Origin of the sequence: Ruminococcus sp. NATIVEDY160, assembly GCF_045819885.1 — a bacterium.
Taxonomy (GTDB): Bacteria; Bacillota; Clostridia; order Oscillospirales; family Acutalibacteraceae; genus Ruminococcoides.
This window is the reverse complement of sequence record NZ_CP162391.1, coordinates 170372-186847: the sequence shown is the minus strand read 5'-3', so window position 1 is coordinate 186847 and position 16476 is coordinate 170372. Positions and strand designations below refer to the sequence as shown.

At 54.3% G+C, this 16476-nt stretch carries 20 protein-coding genes; 2 read left to right on the top strand and 18 right to left on the bottom strand.

What is annotated here, in order from left to right:
* The 10 genes from rpmC to rpsJ all read right to left on the bottom strand — a co-directional run bounded on the left by rpmC (position 1) and on the right by rpsJ (position 5010).
* A complete protein-coding gene (gene rpmC / locus AB1I49_RS00905; RefSeq protein ID WP_186833780.1) occupies positions 1–201 on the bottom strand; it encodes a 50S ribosomal protein L29 in 201 nt (66 codons plus the stop codon).
* Complete coding sequence (rplP, locus tag AB1I49_RS00900; protein ID WP_186833779.1) at positions 201–620, bottom strand: 50S ribosomal protein L16; 420 nt, start codon at positions 618–620, stop codon at positions 201–203. Before rplP ends, rpmC begins: the two co-directional genes overlap by 1 nt.
* Positions 620–1306 carry a 30S ribosomal protein S3 gene (rpsC, locus tag AB1I49_RS00895; RefSeq protein ID WP_186833778.1) on the bottom strand — a complete coding sequence of 229 codons (687 nt, stop codon included), beginning with the start codon at positions 1304–1306 and terminating at the stop codon, positions 620–622. The genes rplP and rpsC overlap by 1 nt, the downstream gene beginning before the upstream one ends.
* Before the next feature lie 15 nt (positions 1307–1321).
* Positions 1322–1660 carry a 50S ribosomal protein L22 gene (gene rplV, locus AB1I49_RS00890; protein WP_186833777.1) on the bottom strand — a complete coding sequence of 113 codons (339 nt, stop codon included), beginning with the start codon at positions 1658–1660 and terminating at the stop codon, positions 1322–1324.
* A 20-nt stretch (positions 1661–1680) separates the two neighbouring features.
* Complete coding sequence (gene rpsS, locus AB1I49_RS00885) at positions 1681–1953, bottom strand: 30S ribosomal protein S19 (protein ID WP_092965927.1); 273 nt, start codon at positions 1951–1953, stop codon at positions 1681–1683.
* A 21-nt stretch (positions 1954–1974) separates the two neighbouring features.
* Complete coding sequence (gene rplB, locus AB1I49_RS00880; RefSeq protein WP_186833776.1) at positions 1975–2808, bottom strand: 50S ribosomal protein L2; 834 nt, start codon at positions 2806–2808, stop codon at positions 1975–1977.
* Positions 2809–3051: 243 nt separating this feature from the next.
* Entirely contained in the window at positions 3052–3345 is a 294-nt protein-coding gene (gene rplW / locus AB1I49_RS00875) for a 50S ribosomal protein L23 (RefSeq protein ID WP_186833775.1), read from the bottom strand.
* Positions 3342–3965 (bottom strand): 50S ribosomal protein L4, encoded by a 624-nt coding sequence (gene rplD, locus AB1I49_RS00870; protein WP_186833774.1) that lies wholly within the window; start codon positions 3963–3965, stop codon positions 3342–3344. Before rplD ends, rplW begins: the two co-directional genes overlap by 4 nt.
* 17 nt (positions 3966–3982) lie before the next feature.
* Positions 3983–4615, bottom strand: coding sequence for a 50S ribosomal protein L3 (gene rplC / locus AB1I49_RS00865; RefSeq protein ID WP_186833773.1), 633 nt, complete (start codon positions 4613–4615; stop codon positions 3983–3985).
* An 83-nt stretch (positions 4616–4698) separates the two neighbouring features.
* Positions 4699–5010 (bottom strand): 30S ribosomal protein S10, encoded by a 312-nt coding sequence (gene rpsJ, locus AB1I49_RS00860; RefSeq protein WP_092965937.1) that lies wholly within the window; start codon positions 5008–5010, stop codon positions 4699–4701.
* Positions 5011–5602: 592 nt separating this feature from the next.
* Here rpsJ and AB1I49_RS00855 point away from each other — a divergent pair.
* Complete coding sequence (locus AB1I49_RS00855) at positions 5603–6118, top strand: cob(I)yrinic acid a,c-diamide adenosyltransferase (RefSeq protein ID WP_316611207.1); 516 nt, start codon at positions 5603–5605, stop codon at positions 6116–6118.
* Between the two features lie 230 nt (positions 6119–6348).
* Here the strand turns inward: AB1I49_RS00855 and AB1I49_RS00850 are convergent, their stop codons facing one another.
* The 5 genes from AB1I49_RS00850 to AB1I49_RS00830 are packed head-to-tail and all read right to left on the bottom strand — an operon-like array spanning position 6349 to position 12329.
* Positions 6349–7602 (bottom strand): aspartate aminotransferase family protein, encoded by a 1254-nt coding sequence (locus AB1I49_RS00850; RefSeq protein WP_316609646.1) that lies wholly within the window; start codon positions 7600–7602, stop codon positions 6349–6351.
* A gap of 21 nt (positions 7603–7623) precedes the next feature.
* Entirely contained in the window at positions 7624–8028 is a 405-nt protein-coding gene (locus tag AB1I49_RS00845) for a hypothetical protein (RefSeq protein WP_316619567.1), read from the bottom strand.
* 10 nt (positions 8029–8038) lie between these two features.
* Positions 8039–9982, bottom strand: a complete 1944-nt coding sequence (gene srtB, locus AB1I49_RS00840) for a class B sortase (RefSeq protein ID WP_407721160.1) — start codon at positions 9980–9982, stop codon at positions 8039–8041.
* 32 nt (positions 9983–10014) lie between these two features.
* A complete protein-coding gene (gene thiI / locus AB1I49_RS00835) occupies positions 10015–11187 on the bottom strand; it encodes a tRNA uracil 4-sulfurtransferase ThiI (RefSeq protein ID WP_316609649.1) in 1173 nt (390 codons plus the stop codon).
* Between the two features lie 11 nt (positions 11188–11198).
* On the bottom strand, positions 11199–12329 hold the full coding sequence (locus AB1I49_RS00830) for a cysteine desulfurase family protein (protein WP_407721158.1): 1131 nt from the start codon (positions 12327–12329) through the stop codon (positions 11199–11201).
* 127 nt (positions 12330–12456) lie between these two features.
* On the opposite strand from AB1I49_RS00830, the gene spoVAC reads away from it, so the two are divergent.
* Positions 12457–12909 carry a stage V sporulation protein AC gene (gene spoVAC, locus AB1I49_RS00825; protein ID WP_186833766.1) on the top strand — a complete coding sequence of 151 codons (453 nt, stop codon included), beginning with the start codon at positions 12457–12459 and terminating at the stop codon, positions 12907–12909.
* Positions 12910–13023: 114 nt separating this feature from the next.
* Here the strand turns inward: spoVAC and AB1I49_RS00820 are convergent, their stop codons facing one another.
* The 3 genes from AB1I49_RS00820 to pyrF all read right to left on the bottom strand — a co-directional run bounded on the left by AB1I49_RS00820 (position 13024) and on the right by pyrF (position 16473).
* On the bottom strand, positions 13024–14160 hold the full coding sequence (locus tag AB1I49_RS00820) for a 3-phosphoglycerate dehydrogenase family protein (RefSeq protein WP_316611201.1): 1137 nt from the start codon (positions 14158–14160) through the stop codon (positions 13024–13026).
* A 21-nt stretch (positions 14161–14181) separates the two neighbouring features.
* On the bottom strand, positions 14182–15267 hold the full coding sequence (gene serC / locus AB1I49_RS00815) for a 3-phosphoserine/phosphohydroxythreonine transaminase (protein ID WP_316610796.1): 1086 nt from the start codon (positions 15265–15267) through the stop codon (positions 14182–14184).
* Between the two features lie 273 nt (positions 15268–15540).
* On the bottom strand, positions 15541–16473 hold the full coding sequence (gene pyrF, locus AB1I49_RS00810) for an orotidine-5'-phosphate decarboxylase (RefSeq protein WP_407721157.1): 933 nt from the start codon (positions 16471–16473) through the stop codon (positions 15541–15543).
* Positions 16474–16476 lie beyond the last annotated feature (3 nt).

The window sequence follows — 16476 nt, the reverse complement described above, 5'->3', positions numbered from 1 at the left end:
TTAAGCGTCAAAGCCGAGCTCACGCTGACGAAGAACGGTGGAAACTCTCGCGATGTCCTTCTTGACGGCGCCGATTCTTGATGAATTTTCGAGCTGATTGACAGCAAGCTGGAAACGAAGGTTGAAAAGCTCTTCCTTGAGCTCTGTGAGCTTTGTCTGAAGCTCTTCAACGGAAAGTTCTCTGAGTTCTGATGCTTTCATTACTGCTCACCCTCCTCTTTCTTGACGAACTTGCACTTAACGGGGAGCTTGTGAGAAGCCAGACGGAGCGCCTCGCGTGCGGTTGCCTCATCGACGCCCGCAAGCTCGAACATTACTCTCTGGGGCTTAACGACTGCTACCCAGTACTCGACATTACCTTTACCTTTACCCATTCGGGTTTCAGCGGGACGCGCGGTAACGGGCTTGTCGGGGAAAATCTTGATCCATACCTTACCGAAACGCTTGCAGTAACGGGTCATCGCGATACGCGCGGCCTCGATCTGGTTGGAGGTGATCCAACCGGGCTCGCACGCCTGAAGGCCGTACTGACCGTAGGTAACGGTATTTCCGCGAAGAGCCTTGCCGGTCATGCGGCCGCGGTGAACTCTTCTGTACTTTACTCTCTTAGGCATTAACATTATTTTCTGCCTCCTTCTCTGTCTCTGCGGGGACGTCTTCTGGGCTTATCCTCGCTGACGTTGAGAACCTCACCCTTGTAGAGCCAAACCTTTACGCCGACCTTACCGTAGGTGGTATTTGCCTCAGCAAAGCCGTAGTCGATGTCGGCACGGAGTGTCTGAAGCGGAATGGTGCCCTCGTGATACTGCTCGCTGCGCGCGATCTCCGCGCCGCCGAGACGGCCTGAGCACATGATCTTGATACCCTTCGCGCCTCTGCGCATCGCGTTGCCGATGCTCTGCTTCATAGCGCGGCGGAAGGAAATTCTCTTTTCGAGCTGCTGAGCGATGCTCTCGGCTGTGAGCTGAGCGTCGAGCTCGGGAGCCTTTACCTCAACAATATTGATAGCGACGGGCTTACTGAGCATCTTCTCGCACTGAGCCTTGAGCTTCTCGATCTCAGCGCCGCCCTTGCCGATTACAAGACCGGGCTTGGCGGTGTGGATGCTGATCTTTACCTTCTTGCCGTCTCTCTCGATTTCGATCTTGGAGATACCGAAGTTGTAGAGCTGCTTTTTGAGCGTCTGACGCAGCTTATAGTCCTCGGCGAGAGTAGCGCCGAAATCCTTCTTGCTTGCGTACCAACGGGAATCCCAATCTTTGATTACGCCCACACGCAGTCCGTGCGGATTAACTTTCTGACCCATAATCTAAACCTCCCCTTAGTCTTCTTTTTCCTTGAGTACAAGGGTGATGTGAGAAGTTCTCTTGTTGATGCGGAACGCTCTGCCCTGTGCTCTGGGACGAATTCTTTTAAGGATGGGGCCTGCTGTCGCGTTGCACTCGGCAACGTAGAGCCTGGATACATCCATGTCATGGTTGTTCTCAGCATTTGCCATAGCTGACTTGAGCAGCTTGAGAAGCGGCTCGCAAGCGGCCTTGGGAGTGTGCTTGAGAACAGCTTCCGCGTACTTGACGTCCTTGCCTCTGATGAGGTCAAGAACAACGCCAACCTTGCGGGGTGAAACGCGAACAAACTTCGCAATTGCCTTAGCTTCCATTTGCAAAACTCTCCTTCCGCTTATTTGCTGGTCTTTGAACCGGCGTGACCCTTAAAGGTTCTTGTGGGCGCAAACTCGCCGAGCTTGTGACCAACCATATCCTCTGTTACGTATACCGGAACGTGCTTGCGGCCGTCATGAACCGCAAATGTATGACCGACGAACTCGGGGAAAATTGTGGAACTTCTAGACCATGTCTTGAGAATTCTCTTTTCGCCCTTTTCGTTCATTTCAAGGACTCTTTTGAGCAGTACAGGCTGAACAAAAGGACCCTTTTTAGTACTTCTACTCATTGTTTAAGCTCCTTTCTGCCCTTACTTACCGTTTCTTCTGCGAACGATAAGCTTGTCGCTCTGCTTGTTGTGCTTACGTGTCTTATAGCCGAGAGCGGGCTTACCCCACGGGGTAACAGGTCCGGGACGACCGACGGGTGATTTACCCTCACCACCGCCGTGCGGGTGGTCGTTCGGGTTCATTACGGAACCGCGTACGGTGGGACGCCAGCCCATGTTTCTCTTTCTGCCCGCCTTACCGATCTTCACGTTGAAGTGGTCGGGGTTGGAAACCTGGCCGATTGTCGCCATGCAGGTCTCGGGAACGTTTCTCAGCTCGTTGGAGGGAAGTCTTAAGAGCGCGTAGCCGTTCTCTCTTGCCATGAGCTGAGCCATGTTGCCTGCGGAACGGGCGAGCTGAGCGCCTCTTCCGGGATAGAGCTCGATGTTGTGTACGAAGGTACCGACGGGGATAGAGGTAAGGGGAAGCGCGTTACCGATCTTGATGTCGGCGTTGGGACCTGATACTACCTTGTAGCCTACCTTAAGACCCTCGGGAGCGAGGATGTACGACTTTTCGCCGTCTGCGTACTCAACCAGCGCGATGAACGCGGAACGGTTGGGATCGTACTCGATTGTCTTTACGATACCCTCAACGTCAAACTTGTTGCGCTTGAAGTCGATGATACGATACTTTCTTCTGTTGCCGCCGCCTCTGTGACGAACGGTGATTCTGCCGTAGCTGTTACGTCCTGCCTTTTTGTTAAGGGGAGCAAGCAAGCTCTTCTCGGGGGCAACCTTTGAAAGTCCTGAATAATCAATAACCGACATATTTCTTCTGGAGTTGATAGTCGGCTTATAAACCTTAATTGCCATTAGTTTTCACTCTCCTCATGATGGTTTTGCGGGAAATGGCTTTTCCCATAACTACTTGCATTTTGTGCACTGAAGCGTTCTGCGTGAGGCGCTCTCTGTCAGACTGCGCCATATCACGCTTCGTCGTCCTCGCTTCTCCTCGGATAACTCCCACTCGTCTGACCCGCGCCGAAGCTCGTCGCTGCTCTGCGGCTCAGTCCTCGCAGTTCGTTATTCTCGGGCTCGGACGGTCAGCGCATAAAATTACATCATGCCTTCAAAAAATTCGATAGGCTTGCTGTCCTCGGTCAAGGTGATGATGGCTTTCTTCCAGCTCTTGGTGTAGCCGCCGTTGTTTCTGCCCTGACGGCGGAACTTGCCGCGGACGGAAACGGTGTTGACCTTTGCAACCTTTACCTTAAAGGCTGCCTCGCACGCCTTTGCGATTTCGATCTTGTTCGCTGTCTTTGCAACTTCAAAGGTATATACCTTATTTACCGCGCCGAGCATGCTCTTTTCGGTGATGATCGGGCGTACAATAATATCGTGAGCGATCATGCGTATACCTCCTCGATCTTGCTTACCGCGTCCTTGGCGATGACGAGCTTGTCAGCGTTGAGAATGTCGTAAACATTCAGCTCGTTGACCTGAGCGGTCTTTACGCCGGGGATATTTGAAGCGGACTTTATAACCTTGCTGTCAACCTCGGGAAGTACGATGAGCGCCTTCTTCTCTGCGCCGATGGCGTTGAGCATTGCAGCAATCTTCTTGGTCTTGTACTCATCTGTTGCGATGGAATCAACAACGATGATATTGCTCTCTGCAGCCTTAGTCGAGAAAGCGGACTTCATTGCGAGACGTCTTACCTTCTTGTTGACTGTGAAGCGGTAGCTTCTGGGCTTGGGAGCGAACACGATGCCGCCGTGTGTCCACTGGGGAGCTCTTGTCGAGCCCTGTCTTGCGCGGCCTGTGCCCTTCTGTCTCCACGGCTTCTTGCCGCCGCCGGAAACCTCTGATCTTGTAAGAGCAGACTGTGTGCCCTGACGCTGTGCCGCGAGGTAGTTGACTACCATCTGGTGCATAACAGCGGCGTTGGGCTCAATACCGAATACGGACTCAGCGAGGTCGATTGTGCCGACGCTGCTGCCTTCCATATTTACAACTGTAATACTAGGCATTTATAATCCCCCTTCCTTTACGCCTTCACGGAATCTTTGAGAACAACGATTCCTTTGTTGGGTCCGGGAACGGCGCCCTTGACAGCGATGAGGTTGTTTTCTACGTCAACCTTAACGACTGTGAGGTTCTGAACCGTTACCTGCTCTGAACCGAGGTGACCTGCCATCTTCTTGCCCTTCCAGACTCTTGAGGGCGATGAGCAGGCGCCGATTGAGCCGCCGTGACGGACGCAGGGACCTGTGCCGTGGCTTTCCTTGAGACGGTGGAAGTTCCATCTCTTGATTACGCCCGCGGTACCTTTACCCTTGCTCTTGCCGGTTACGTCAATCTTGTCGCCGGGGGTGAATACGTCCGCCTTGACGAGCTGACCGATTTCAAAAGCGTCGGTGTCCTCAAAGCGGAACTCTTTGAGAATTCTCTTGGGTGCTACGCCGTTCTTGTCGAAGAAGCCCTTCATGGGTTTGTTAACCTTGTGGGGCTTGAGGTCGCCATAGCCGAGCTGTACGGACGCGTAGCCGTCGTTTTCAACTGTCTTTTTGGTGGTTACCACGCAGGGACCTGCCTCAACAACAGTGACGGGAACAACTCTTCCCTTTTCATCGAAAATCTGTGTCATGCCGATTTTCTTGCCGATGATTGCTTTCTGCATAGAATTTATCCTCCTTGTAGGTTATTGGTTGGCTGTGCCAACATGACCCTGTCTGCTTGTAGGTTGGTATCGTTCCTCAGCGATTAAAGCTTGATTTCGATATCAACGCCGGCAGGGAGCTCTAAGCTCATAAGAGCTTCGACTGTCTTGTTTGACGGTCTTAAGATGTCGATAAGACGCTTGTGGGTTCTGATTTCGAACTGCTCACGGCTGTCCTTGTACTTGTGTACCGCGCGAAGGATTGTAACAATCTGCTTCTCGGTGGGGAGCGGTACGGGACCTGAAACTCTCGCGCCTGTGCGCTTTGCCGTAGCAACGATTCTCTCAGCGCTCTGATCTACGAGAGAGTGATCGTAACCCTTTAATCTTATCCTGATCTTTTCCTTGACTGCCATATCGTCGCCTCCTTAAAATTTTTGTGCGTTGGTTCGCCGTTTGGGTTATATGGCAAACCCCCGGCACTCTTTTGCGTCGAGCGCGTTACTCTCAACGCTCTGTTAGGCGGGCTGATCGCGCTCAGATTCCAGAAACTCACCCGGGTGTTTCCTCACCCCGCATGAAAAAAACCGACTCACTATTCAGTTCATCGGCGTACATCTGAACGCAAAAAGAGCATAGTTATGGCAAAGCAACCCACTTGCCGCAAAAATACCCTTGTTTCATTGTAATCGCCCGGTTTAAAATCGGACATACTCCACGGAAAAACCGGCATCTTTCAGCCGCAACCTCCCGCTTCATCGCATATCAGTGTGCAGTCACGCAAGTGTTATTATAGCGCATTCAAGCCGTTTTTTCAAGTCTTGGAGCAAAATCGGGCGAAAAATCCCTTGTAGAACTTTTCCGAACATCAGATGTAATTTTTGTTAACTTTGCTATATTGTCAAATCGGGAACTTCGATTTATAATTTAAATAAAGTCAAATATTGTCTGTCCTAAAATCAGAACCAAAATATCACAACCTAATCACCGAAAAGCGAGGAGATAGCTATGATTCACGCCTACTACGGCGACGGAAAGGGCAAAAGCACCGCCGCGGCGGGCGCTGCTCTGCGTGCCGCAGGCAACCGTATGCGCGTAATGTACGTGCAGTTTCTGAAAACCGAAAACACCGGCGAGCGGCTCGCGCTGCAGTCGATCGACGGGATAACCCTGACCTCGTGTCCGCTGGAGCTTAAGTTCACCTACGAGATGGACGACCGCGAGCGCCAGCAGGTCAGCATGATGTACCGCGGGATATTCGAGCGCGCCGTTTCGATCACACTGTCCGACCGCTACGACATGATCGTGCTCGACGAGGTGTTTGACGTTATCAACGAGGGAATGCTCAGTGAAAGCTCTGTGTTTGAGTTCATTTCGAACGCACCGAACAACATTGAGATCATCATGACCGGCAGAAAGCCGCCGAAGAGGTTCATCGACGCGGCGGACTATGTCACGGAGTTCAAGAAGCACAAGCACCCCTACGACAGAGGCATTCAGGCGCGAAAAGGAATAGAATATTAATTGAAAATCGAAAGTTGAAAATGGAAAATTAAATAGGTTTTCTCAAAGATAGGCGCAACAGCCGCAAACGAAAGCGTCTGACCCGCCGTTTATGAAGCGTCGGGGTCAAATGAACCTCTCCTAAGACGGAGAAAGCGCCCACCGGCGCCGCCATTAATTTTCAATTTTCCATTTTTCATTTTACATAAAAAAGACGGGATTGGCACTCAGCCAATCCCGTGTTTTTTGTTTTATGCCAGAGCTTCCTTTGTGGCGGCGGCAATGATTTCAAGACCCTTCATCAGCAGCTCGTCGTCGATTACGAGCGGAGGCATGATCTTGAGGACAGCGCCGTTTCTGCCCGCGCACTCGCAGATGAGGTTCTGCTCGAAGCACTTCTCGATGATCTGCTCGCTTAATTCGGGGTTGATCTTGCCGAAGTCGATACCCCAGATAAGACCCATTCCGCGCAGCTCGAGGCGGCTGTCGAGAGAGATGACCTCCTTGGTCAGGAACTCGCGGACGATCTCACCCTTGCGGCGTGTTTCAGCCTCGACGTCGTTCTTGAGCAGCCACTCAAAGCTCGCCTTGCCGGCGATGAAGCTGAGCTGGTTGCCGCGGAAGGTGCCGTTGTGCTCGCCGGGCTTCCACTTGTCGAGCTCCTCCTTGAGGAGTACGATGGCGAGGGGCATGCCCATGCCGCCGATGGACTTGGACATTACTACCATGTCGGGCTTGATTCCCGCTCTCTCGAACGAGAAGAAGGTGCCGCAGCGGCAGCAGCCGACCTGAATGTCGTCGACGATCATCAGGATACCGTTTCTGTCGCAGAACTCTCTTACATCGCGGAGGAATTCATCGGTGAACGGACGGATACCGCCCTCAGCCTGCAGTGTTTCCATGATTACCGCGGCGGGCTTTGAAACCGCGCTGTGGTCGTCGTCGATAAGCGTCTGCATGTATTCGATAACGTCAAGTCCCTCGAACATATAGGGCGCGGGAATGTGGGTGACGTCGTTGAGGCTCGCACCTGCGCCGTTTCTCGCGTACATCTCGGAGGTCAGCGAGAGCGCGCCGAGGGTCATGCCGTGGAAGCAGCCCATGAAGGCGAAGATGTTGCTTCTGCCCGTGTTCTTTCTGGCGAGCTTGATCGCGGCTTCTACCGCGTTTGTGCCGGTGGGCCCGCAGAACTGGATCTTGTAGTCAAGACCGCGGGGCTTGATGATCTTCTCCTCAAGCGTCTCGATAAACTCGCGCTTGGGGACGGTGTACATATCGAGCGCGTGGATAATGCCGTCGGTCGAAAGGTACTCGACGAGCTTCTGCTTGATGTATGGGTTGTTGTGGCCGTAGTTTACGGCGCCTGCGCCGCAGAAAAAGTCGATGTACTCCTGTCCGTCCTCGTCCTTGATAACGGCACCTGTCGCCTCGGTGAATACCTTGGGGAAGTGTCTGCAGTAGGAGCGGACAACGGATTCGTAGGTTTCAAACGCATTAGTGTTCATATCATATACCCTCGCAATCATTTATATTATAGTATTTCTGATGTAGTCGCTTAAATCGCCGCGGAGGATCTCCTCGATCCTGCCGGGGTCGTCGGGAAGAAGCAGCAGAAGCTGGCTGCCTGCCCTGAGCAGGTATCCGCAGCCGCCCGTGCACGGCAGCTTCCTGACGGTTTCGGGACGGCTTGAAGCCGCGGCGTTTGAGATGATCCGCGTTACGGCGCGTTCGTCGGTGAACTCCATTCCGCCGACGACGGCACAGATACCGTTTGTGCTCAACGCCTCGATCAGTCTTTCACCGAGCTGCTGTGCGCCGTTTGCGAAGCACGCTGAGCTGATCCTCAGGTGAAGCGGCGACAGACAGCGGTTGAGCGCCTTTTCGCAGAAGGAGGTTTTCCTCGCCGCGTAGTAGATAACCGAACAGTCCATTTCGCACCTCCTACTGAGATTCGGCGGGCTTGCGCACTGCCTCGAAGTTCGGTGCGATCGTCATGTCGCTCTGGACGACGTTGAAGTCGAGCTGCCAGCCCTTGAACACGTAGTCGAAGTACTCGTCGCCGGGCTTTACGGGATCCGCCGGCGGATCTGCCGACAGTCCGTCCTCGACCTCCTGAGTGCTGATCTCGCTTCCGTCGTAGTTGATGAAGGTGACGGTATGGAATATCCTCAGCTCGGTCGTCGGCTGGGCTGTGGTGCCTTTCTTGGTGCTGCCTGCCGTTGTTTCGTCGTCCTCGTCGGTCGTGCCGGTGACCTTCTGATCCTTGAAGTCGAGCTTGCCGTCGTACCAGTCGATTTCCTTGTTCTCGTAGGCGGTGACAAAGTCAGTGACCTTCGGGCGCGTGCCGCCGTAGGCGTTGTAGTAAACCTCAGGCCAGACGGCGTTGTCGTTGATGCTCGCCTTGCTGGTGTCCACCTCAGCCTTCTCGCCGATGCGGACTCTTCTCGCGACGACGACTGTGCGGAAGTTCGTGAACTCATAGGAGCAGGTCGAGAGCGTTATCAGCTCGTCGTCCTCGTTTACGTCGACGGGACAGTTTATCAGCGAGCGGACGCGGACGTCGTAGACGTAGTTCATGAAGTCCTTCTCGTTCTGGAAGTCCGCGCGCAGGTAGTTGAAGAACTCGCCCTGGCTCGAGAGAGTGTTTGTCTTGAATACGGAGATTATCTTGTACTTTCCGTCAGCCTTCGGGGTGTCGAACTCGATTATCGGCGCTTCCTCGTAGAAGTCGAGGTTGCCCGACATGCCCGCGTAGCTCATCAGGTTGCCGAACATTGAGCCGTCGTTCATATGGTGGCCGTGCATGACGACGTTCTTGCTGTCGGTGCCGTCGAGGTCGCGGTAGTCGAGGAATATCGTGCCGTAGGAGTCCCAGTCGCCCTTGTAGTTGTGGTTGAGGTAGTACTGGCTGTACATATCGTCGCTCTTGTGCCAGAGGACGGGATAGTCGATTTTGGTGTCGTTTATGTATATCCAGCCGACGATCTCGGGGTTGATCGCGAGCAGCTCGTCCCAGTCGATGCCGCTGCCCTCGTCAACGTCGGGCGCGTGGTCGTCGTCGGAACGGTCGGTGCGGTGTGCGACCTTCTGGATCTCGTTGTTGAGCTGCTGGTTCTGCAGACTCAGGAATACCATGTTGTACATCAAAAACGCGAACGCCCCGACAAAGACGAGCGCCATTCCGATAGAAACGCTCTTTCTGCCGATTTCCGACCTCGAGTCGCCGCGCATAGGAACATAGCGGCTCTTGAAATCGGTCTTTGGCGGAGTGTACTTCTCCACACCGAAGCCGTCGGGGTAGTCGTTCGAGGAATTCTCGTAGATCTCGGTGGTGCGTACCGCAGCGAGCGCGGCGACCTGACCGAAGTCGTTGCCCGTCAGCTCAGCCTGAGGTACCGCCGCGACGCGTATCCCCTTGAATACAAAGCAGTAGCCGCGGTAGCCCTCGCCGAAGTCGCCGAGAGAGAATACCTTCGCCTTTCGCCTTGTGACGTCGAGCTCGCTTTCGAGAGCCTCAAGCTCCTGAGTTGTCGCGCCGTTCGCCTTTGCCTCGGCAACAGCCTTGCGGCGTTTCTTCCAGTAATCCTTGGGCACAGGCTCGTTTTCCGCGCGCTCGGCGGCGGCGACGGTCTCGACAAAGTACTTCTTGAAGGAGCGTTCGTCCTTTGTGCGCAGGGCGTTGGCGATGATGACTACGTCGGGCTTATCGTCGGACTTCGCGATATTGCTCAGCTCGGCGTTGATAAGCGTCGGGTGCATAATTGTCTTTTTGATAGCTTTGAGCGAATAGCCGTATTTCGCAAGACTCAGCCGCAGCTCGTCCTCGCGGTCTGGCAGCATGTCCTGCTCGGTCTTTTTGCTCACGGAAATAATTTCAATAAACACGCCGTTAATTTCCTTCCGTTTTAGTGGGTGGGTTATTCGATGTATGTGATCTTCAGGTTGTTCAGCGCTTCCTCGATCAGCGGCTCAAAGTTCGCCTGCTCCTGCGCTGCCTTGACGAACTTGAGTATCGGCTTTGTGCGCGGGTGGCGCGGTGTGAATACCGTGCAGCAGTCCTCGTAAGGCTCGATCGAGGTTTCGTAGGTGTCGATTTTGTATGAGATATTGATGATCTCCTGCTTGTCCATGCCGATAAGCGGACGGAAAACCACCATGTCTGTCGCTTCGTCGGTGCAGCCGAGCGCACCGATGGTCTGGCTCGCTACCTGACCGAGGCTCTCGCCCGTGATCAGAGCCGCGCAGTCGCGCTGCTTGGCGATCCTCTCCGAGATCTGCATCATCAGGCGGCGCATGATTATCGTGAACAGCTCCTCGGGACAGTCGTCGCGGAGCTTTTCCTGCAGCTTTGTAAACGGTACTGTGTACATTCGCATCGGGCCTGCGTAGCGGCTGACCTTCTGCAGCAGCTTTACGACCTTCTCCTCAGCCCTCGCGCTGGTGTAGGGCGGACTTGCGAAGTGAATGGCGGTGAGCTTTATTCCGCGCTTTGCCATCATGTACGCCGCGACGGGTGAATCTATGCCGCCGCTGATAAGTATCGCCGCGCGTCCGCCCGTTCCGACGGGGATTCCGCCCGCGCCGCGAATGGGGTCAGCGTGGATATACGCGCCGAAGTCGCGGATCTCAACATATACCGTGACGTCGGGGTTGTGCACGTCGACACTCAGGTGAGGGAACTTCGAGAGCAGAAGTCCGCCTGTCTCGCGGCAGATCTCGGGCGACTTGAACGGGAACTTCTTGTCGCTGCGCTTCGCCTCGACCTTGAAGGTCTTTGCGCTTCCAAGAATCTTTTCGAGATATACCGGCGCGGTTTCGAGCACCGACTCGAGGGTCTTTTCGGGGCAGACAGCCGCGCGCGAAAAAGAGACGATTCCGAATATGCGCGAAACGCGGTCGCACGCCTCGTCGAGGTCGATGTCGTCGGAAAGCGGTCTGAGGTAGATGGTCGACTGCGCCGACGAGATGTCGAACCTGCCTAAATCCGAGAGCGAGTGCTTTATGTTGCGCTTAAGCGCGTCCTCAAACTGGCGGCGGTTGAGTCCCTTGAGGACGATTTCGCCGTCCTTGAGCAGTAGAATTTCTTTCATAAAATATATCCTTATCTGTGGGCGAGCGTCTTTAGTCCGAGGGCGATTCCCTCGCAGAGAGCGTCGACGTCGTCCCTTGTGTTGAGCTTTGAGAAGCTGATGCGCAGCGCGCTGTCGGCACGCTGTCTTGAGTAACCCATCGCGCTGAGTACGTGGCTTGGCTTGCCCTTCGCGCACGCGCTGCCCGAGGAAACATAGACCTCCCTCTCCTCGAGGAAGTGGAGCATTGTTTCGCTGCGGACTCTGCCTGCCGAGATGTTGAGCACGTAAGGCAGTGCGTTTTCGGGCGAATTTATCATAACGCCGTCGATCTGCGTGAGCTTTTCGCGGGCGTAATTATTCAGTTCGGAAACAAGAGCGAGGTTGTGCGCGATGTCAAACTCCGTGCACGCGACCCCGAACGCCGCTATCGCGGGCAGAGGCTCCGTGCCTGAGCGGATACGCTTCTCCTGTTCGCCGCCTATCTGGCGCGGCAGGATACGCACGCCCTTCTTTATGTACAAGGCTCCGCAGCCCTTCGGCGCGTGAACCTTGTGCGCGCTGACAGTCAGCAGATCCGCGCCGAGCTTCTTGACCTTGAAATCGAGCTTGCCGAACGCCTGAACCGCGTCGGTGTGGCAGATTACGTTCTTGTTGCGAAGGCGAACCGCCTCGAATATCTCCGCGACGGGATTTATCGCGCCTGTTTCGTTGTTGACGAGCATGACGGACACGAGCGAGGTGTCGGGAGTGACGGCGGATGCTACATCGGACGGCTCGATTACTCCGTTCTCCGAGGGAGAAATCCGCACGACCTCATAGCCGTCGTCGGAGAGCTTCTTTGCCGCTTCTATCACGCTGCTGTGCTCCGTTGATGAAATTATCACACGCCTGCACGTTCTGCGCTTCGCCTCTGCCGCGCCGAAAAGCGCTAAGTTATTCGCCTCGGTGCCGCCGCTTGTAAAAATGATTTCGCCGCTGTCCGCGCTGATCGCGCGCGCGACAAAATCACGTGCGGCTTCGAGCTCGTGCTCGGCGTTGATTCCGAGGGTATGGAGAGAGGAAGGGTTGCCGAAGTTCTCTGTCATGATTTCGAGAGCCTTCCGGGCCGCGGCGGCAGATACTGCCGTCGTCGCGCTGTTGTCGAGATAATGCAAGCCCACTCCTCCTTTTTTACACATATATAGTTATTATACTACAAGGCCGCAAAAAAATAAAGTGATAAATTTAACATAATTAGGGCACGCGCGGAAATAATAAAAGTACAGTTTTTTGACAGGAGTGGTCGATATGACTCCACAGGAATACAGCGCGGTTGTGAAACGCAATTCGCCGAAATCAAAAACATACGTCAACTGCCTTGCGGCGTTCTGTATCGGCGGCGGTATCTGCGCGGTCGGACAGGGATTCTTTGAGGCGTACAACGCGCTCGGGCTGAATGATAAGGACGCGAAAACCCTCACCTCGGTGACGCTGATTTTTCTCGGAATACTGCTGACCTTCGTAGGCGTCTACGACAAAATAGCAAAGCACGCCGGCGCGGGTACTCTCGTACCAATCACGGGCTTTGCGAACGCAATGTCCTCGCCCGCGATAGAGTTCAAGACGGAGGGTCTGATCACGGGAATCGGCGCGAAAATGTTCGCGATAGCAGGCCCCGTGATCGTCTACGGCACCTTCGCCGCCACGATCTACGGACTGATACTATGGGTGCTGCATATGTTCGGAGTAACGCTGTTTTAATTGAAAATTGAAAATGTAAAATGGAAAATTAAGGGTCGATTCGCTCCGATTTGTATTTTTCATTTTCAACTAAAAAAGGCTGACCCGCAGGTCAGCCCCTTTGAGTTTATTCAATTACAGAACTCTTACCTTGATTACGCCGTCAACGGCAGCGAGCTTGTCAGCGTCGGCGTCGCCCTTTACATCAACGATGGTGTAGGCGTAGTCGCCGCGGTTCTTTGTGAGCATACCGACAACGGTAACACCGCTGAGAGCGTCGGAAATGCGCTCGGGTACGTTCTTGTGCATCACGCAGATGCGCTTGTCGCCGCTTCTCGGGAGAGATACGGCAGGATAGTTAACGGAATTGATGATATTGCCGTTCTCGAGGTACTCCTTGACCTGATCGCACGCCATAACAGCGCAGTTGTCCTCAGACTCGGGAGTTGAAGCGCCGAGGTGCGGCAGAACGATGACGTTCTCCTCGCAGAGGAGCTTGTCGTTGCCGAAATCGGTGACGTACTTAGCGACCTTGCCGCTCTTAAGAGCCTCAAGCACAGCGTCGGCGTTTACAAGACCGTCGCGGCTGTAGTTGAGAATGCGCACGCCGTCCTTCATCTTGGCGATCGTCTCGGCGTCGACCATGTCCTTTGTCTCGGGAGTGAGCGGAACGTGGATAGTGAGGTAATCGCAGGAGGTCATGACCTCTTCTGCGCTCTTGAGGAGGGTGACGTCGGGGTTGAGTCTGAGCGCGTTGGGAACGGAGACGAAGGGATCGAAGCCGACAACCTTCATGCCGAGAGCGTCAGCCGCGTTCGCAACGAGAATGCCGATCGCGCCGAGACCGATAACGCCGAGGGTCTTGCCCATGATCTCGGGGCCTACGAACTGGCTCTTGCCCTTTTCGACCATCTTGCCGACAGCGTCGCCGTTGCCCTTGAGAGTCTTGGCCCACTCGATGCCCTCTACGACCTTTCTGGAGGAGAGGAGAAGTCCCGCGAGAACAAGCTCCTTAACGGCGTTTGCGTTAGCGCCGGGAGTGTTGAAAACAACGATGCCCTGCTCAGCGCACTTGTCCTTGGGGATATTGTTTGTGCCGGCGCCTGCTCTCGCGATAGCGAGGAGGTTTGAGCCGAACTCCATGTCGAGCATGGAAGCGGAACGGACGAGGATAGCGTCGGGATTCTCAACGCTGTCAGCGCAGCTGTAGTCCGCGCCGAGACGGTCGGTGCCGATCGCCGCGATTTTATTTAACTTGAGTACGTTATACATACAAATCAGTCCTTTAATAGATTATTTATTCTCTGCCTCGAACTTCTTCATGAAGTCAACGAGAGCCTCAACGCCCTCGTAGGGCATAGCGTTGTAGATGGAAGCGCGCATGCCGCCGACTGTGCGGTGACCCTTGAGGTTAACAAGACCTGCCGCTGTGCTCTCCTTGACGAACTTAGCGTCGAGATCACTGTCGCCTGTTACGAAGGGTACGTTCATGAGCGAACGGTCCTCGGGAACAACGGTGCCCTTGAACATCTCGGAGCTGTCGAGGAAATCATAGAGGAGCTTAGCCTTCTTCTCGTTGAGCTCCTTCATCTTGTCAAGGCCGCCGACCTCGTTCTTGATCCACTCGAGCACGAGCTTTGCAACATAGATAGCGTAGCAGGGCGGTGTGTTGTACAGAGAATCAGCGTCAGCGTGAGTCTTGTAGTTGAGCATGGTGGGTGTGATGTCCATAGCGTTGCCGATGAGATCCTCGCGTACGATTACGATGGTAACGCCTGCGCCGGACATATTCTTCTGTGCGCCCGCGAAAAGCAGACCGAACTTGGAAACGTCAAGCGGCTCGCTCACGATGCAGGAGGAGATATCAGCTACGAGCGGGATATCGCCTGTATCGGGAAGCTCGTGGTAAACCGTGCCGTAGATTGTGTTGTTGAGGCAGATGTAAACATAGTCAGCGTCCTCGCGGAACATGGACTTATCTGTCTTGGGAATGTAGGTGAAGGTCTTGTCGGCTGAGGAAGCGACAGCCTGAGCGTCGCCGTAGCGCTGAGCCTCCTGAAGAGCCTTCTTTGCCCACTGACCGGTCACGATATAGTCAGCCTTGTTGTTCTTGTTCATGAGGTTGAGGGCAACCATGGCGAACTGTGTCGAACCGCCGCCCTGAAGGAAGAGAACCTTGTAGTTGTCGGGAATATTCATAACCTCTCTGAGGAGAGCCTCAGCGTCCTTGATGATCTTGTCATAGGTCTTGCTGCGGTGTGACATCTCCATAACGCTCTGGCCGCTGCCCTCGTAGTCGAGCATTTCTGCGGCTGCTTTTTTAAGTACAGACTCGGGTAACATGGACGGGCCTGCGGAAAAATTGTAAACTCTTGCCATTGTCTAAAACTCCCTTTTTATTACTTGAGCGAATTGCGGTATATAACCCCATACTGCCCTATTTTACCATATGATTATACGCTTTTAAATAGGGATTGTCAATAGTTAAAAAATTAACAAAAATTTTCAGTTAATTTTTTGGTAGTTGGGTAGTTTTTGGCTGCTTCGCTCCAAAATATAAATCGGGTGCGGGTGTCCCGCCCGTAATTTTCAATTTTCAATTTTTCATTTTCAATTAATAAGACGCCCCTTCCGGAGCGCCTTTCAATAATCTTAATATTTGATTTCGCCTATTGTGTTGAGGATATCCTGTTTCATTCTCAGGGCTTCGGCTCTCGCCGCCTCGGCGAAGTCCTCCTCTGTAAGACCCTGCTTTTTCCACGCGCACATGATGCCGCGGCTTGAGTTGATTATCGCGCCGAGGCCGTTCTTGTCAAATGCGTTCTTAGCGTCCTCAGCGCCGCCGCCCTGAGCGCCGTAGCCGGGTACGAGAAAGAAGGTGTGGGGCGCCTTTTCGCGCATCTCGGCGAGCTGTCCGGGGTATGTCGCGCCGACGACCGCGCCGACTGCCGAATAGCCGTACTTGCCCATCAGCTCTTCTCCCCAGCTCTCGCACATTCTGCCCATCTGCTCATAGACGGTCGCGCCGTTTTCGAGCTTCATGTCCTGAAGCTCGCCCGAGCTGGGATTGGAGGTCTTGACGAGAACGAAGATGCCCTTGTCGCGCTCCTTGCAGATGCCCGCGAGGGGTTTGATGCCGTCGGTGCCGAGGTAGCCGTTGACTGTGAGCGCGTCCGCGCCGAACGCCTCAACGCTCTCACCCGCTACGTCGGTCGCGCCGAGGTGAGCGGTGGCGTATGCCTCCATGGTGGTGCCGATGTCGTTGCGCTTGCCGTCGGTAATGACGAACATGCCCTTAGCCTTCGCGTAGGCGATGGTCTCGGTCAGAGCCTTCACGCCCTGCCAGCCGTACATCTCGTAGTACGCCGCCTGCGGCTTTACGGCAGGCACGATGTCGCAGATATTGTCGATTATCCTCTTGTTGAACTCGAGCAGCGCGGCAGCCGCACCCTCGAGGGTCTTGCCGTACTTCTCAAAGCAGGCGTTCTTTATCGAAGCGGGAACATAGTCGAGCTTCGGGTCAAGTCCCGCGACTGTGGGGTTCTGTGTTTCTATAATCTTTTCAATCAACTTATCAAAAGCCATATT

What these genes read in the sequence shown, in the direction of transcription:
- rpmC (WP_186833780.1), bottom strand. Translation starts at nt 201, where the DNA reads ATGAAAGCATCAGAACTCAGAGAACTTTCCGTTGAAGAGCTTCAGACA.
- rplP (WP_186833779.1), bottom strand. Translation starts at nt 620, where the DNA reads ATGTTAATGCCTAAGAGAGTAAAGTACAGAAGAGTTCACCGCGGCCGC.
- rpsC (WP_186833778.1), bottom strand. Translation starts at nt 1,306, where the DNA reads ATGGGTCAGAAAGTTAATCCGCACGGACTGCGTGTGGGCGTAATCAAA.
- rplV (WP_186833777.1), bottom strand. Translation starts at nt 1,660, where the DNA reads ATGGAAGCTAAGGCAATTGCGAAGTTTGTTCGCGTTTCACCCCGCAAG.
- rpsS (WP_092965927.1), bottom strand. Translation starts at nt 1,953, where the DNA reads ATGAGTAGAAGTACTAAAAAGGGTCCTTTTGTTCAGCCTGTACTGCTC.
- rplB (WP_186833776.1), bottom strand. Translation starts at nt 2,808, where the DNA reads ATGGCAATTAAGGTTTATAAGCCGACTATCAACTCCAGAAGAAATATG.
- rplW (WP_186833775.1), bottom strand. Translation starts at nt 3,345, where the DNA reads ATGATCGCTCACGATATTATTGTACGCCCGATCATCACCGAAAAGAGC.
- rplD (WP_186833774.1), bottom strand. Translation starts at nt 3,965, where the DNA reads ATGCCTAGTATTACAGTTGTAAATATGGAAGGCAGCAGCGTCGGCACA.
- rplC (WP_186833773.1), bottom strand. Translation starts at nt 4,615, where the DNA reads ATGCAGAAAGCAATCATCGGCAAGAAAATCGGCATGACACAGATTTTC.
- rpsJ (WP_092965937.1), bottom strand. Translation starts at nt 5,010, where the DNA reads ATGGCAGTCAAGGAAAAGATCAGGATAAGATTAAAGGGTTACGATCAC.
- AB1I49_RS00855 (WP_316611207.1), top strand. Translation starts at nt 5,603, where the DNA reads ATGATTCACGCCTACTACGGCGACGGAAAGGGCAAAAGCACCGCCGCG.
- AB1I49_RS00850 (WP_316609646.1), bottom strand. Translation starts at nt 7,602, where the DNA reads ATGAACACTAATGCGTTTGAAACCTACGAATCCGTTGTCCGCTCCTAC.
- AB1I49_RS00845 (WP_316619567.1), bottom strand. Translation starts at nt 8,028, where the DNA reads ATGGACTGTTCGGTTATCTACTACGCGGCGAGGAAAACCTCCTTCTGC.
- thiI (WP_316609649.1), bottom strand. Translation starts at nt 11,187, where the DNA reads ATGAAAGAAATTCTACTGCTCAAGGACGGCGAAATCGTCCTCAAGGGA.
- spoVAC (WP_186833766.1), top strand. Translation starts at nt 12,457, where the DNA reads ATGACTCCACAGGAATACAGCGCGGTTGTGAAACGCAATTCGCCGAAA.
- AB1I49_RS00820 (WP_316611201.1), bottom strand. Translation starts at nt 14,160, where the DNA reads ATGTATAACGTACTCAAGTTAAATAAAATCGCGGCGATCGGCACCGAC.
- serC (WP_316610796.1), bottom strand. Translation starts at nt 15,267, where the DNA reads ATGGCAAGAGTTTACAATTTTTCCGCAGGCCCGTCCATGTTACCCGAG.
- pyrF (WP_407721157.1), bottom strand. Translation starts at nt 16,473, where the DNA reads ATGGCTTTTGATAAGTTGATTGAAAAGATTATAGAAACACAGAACCCC.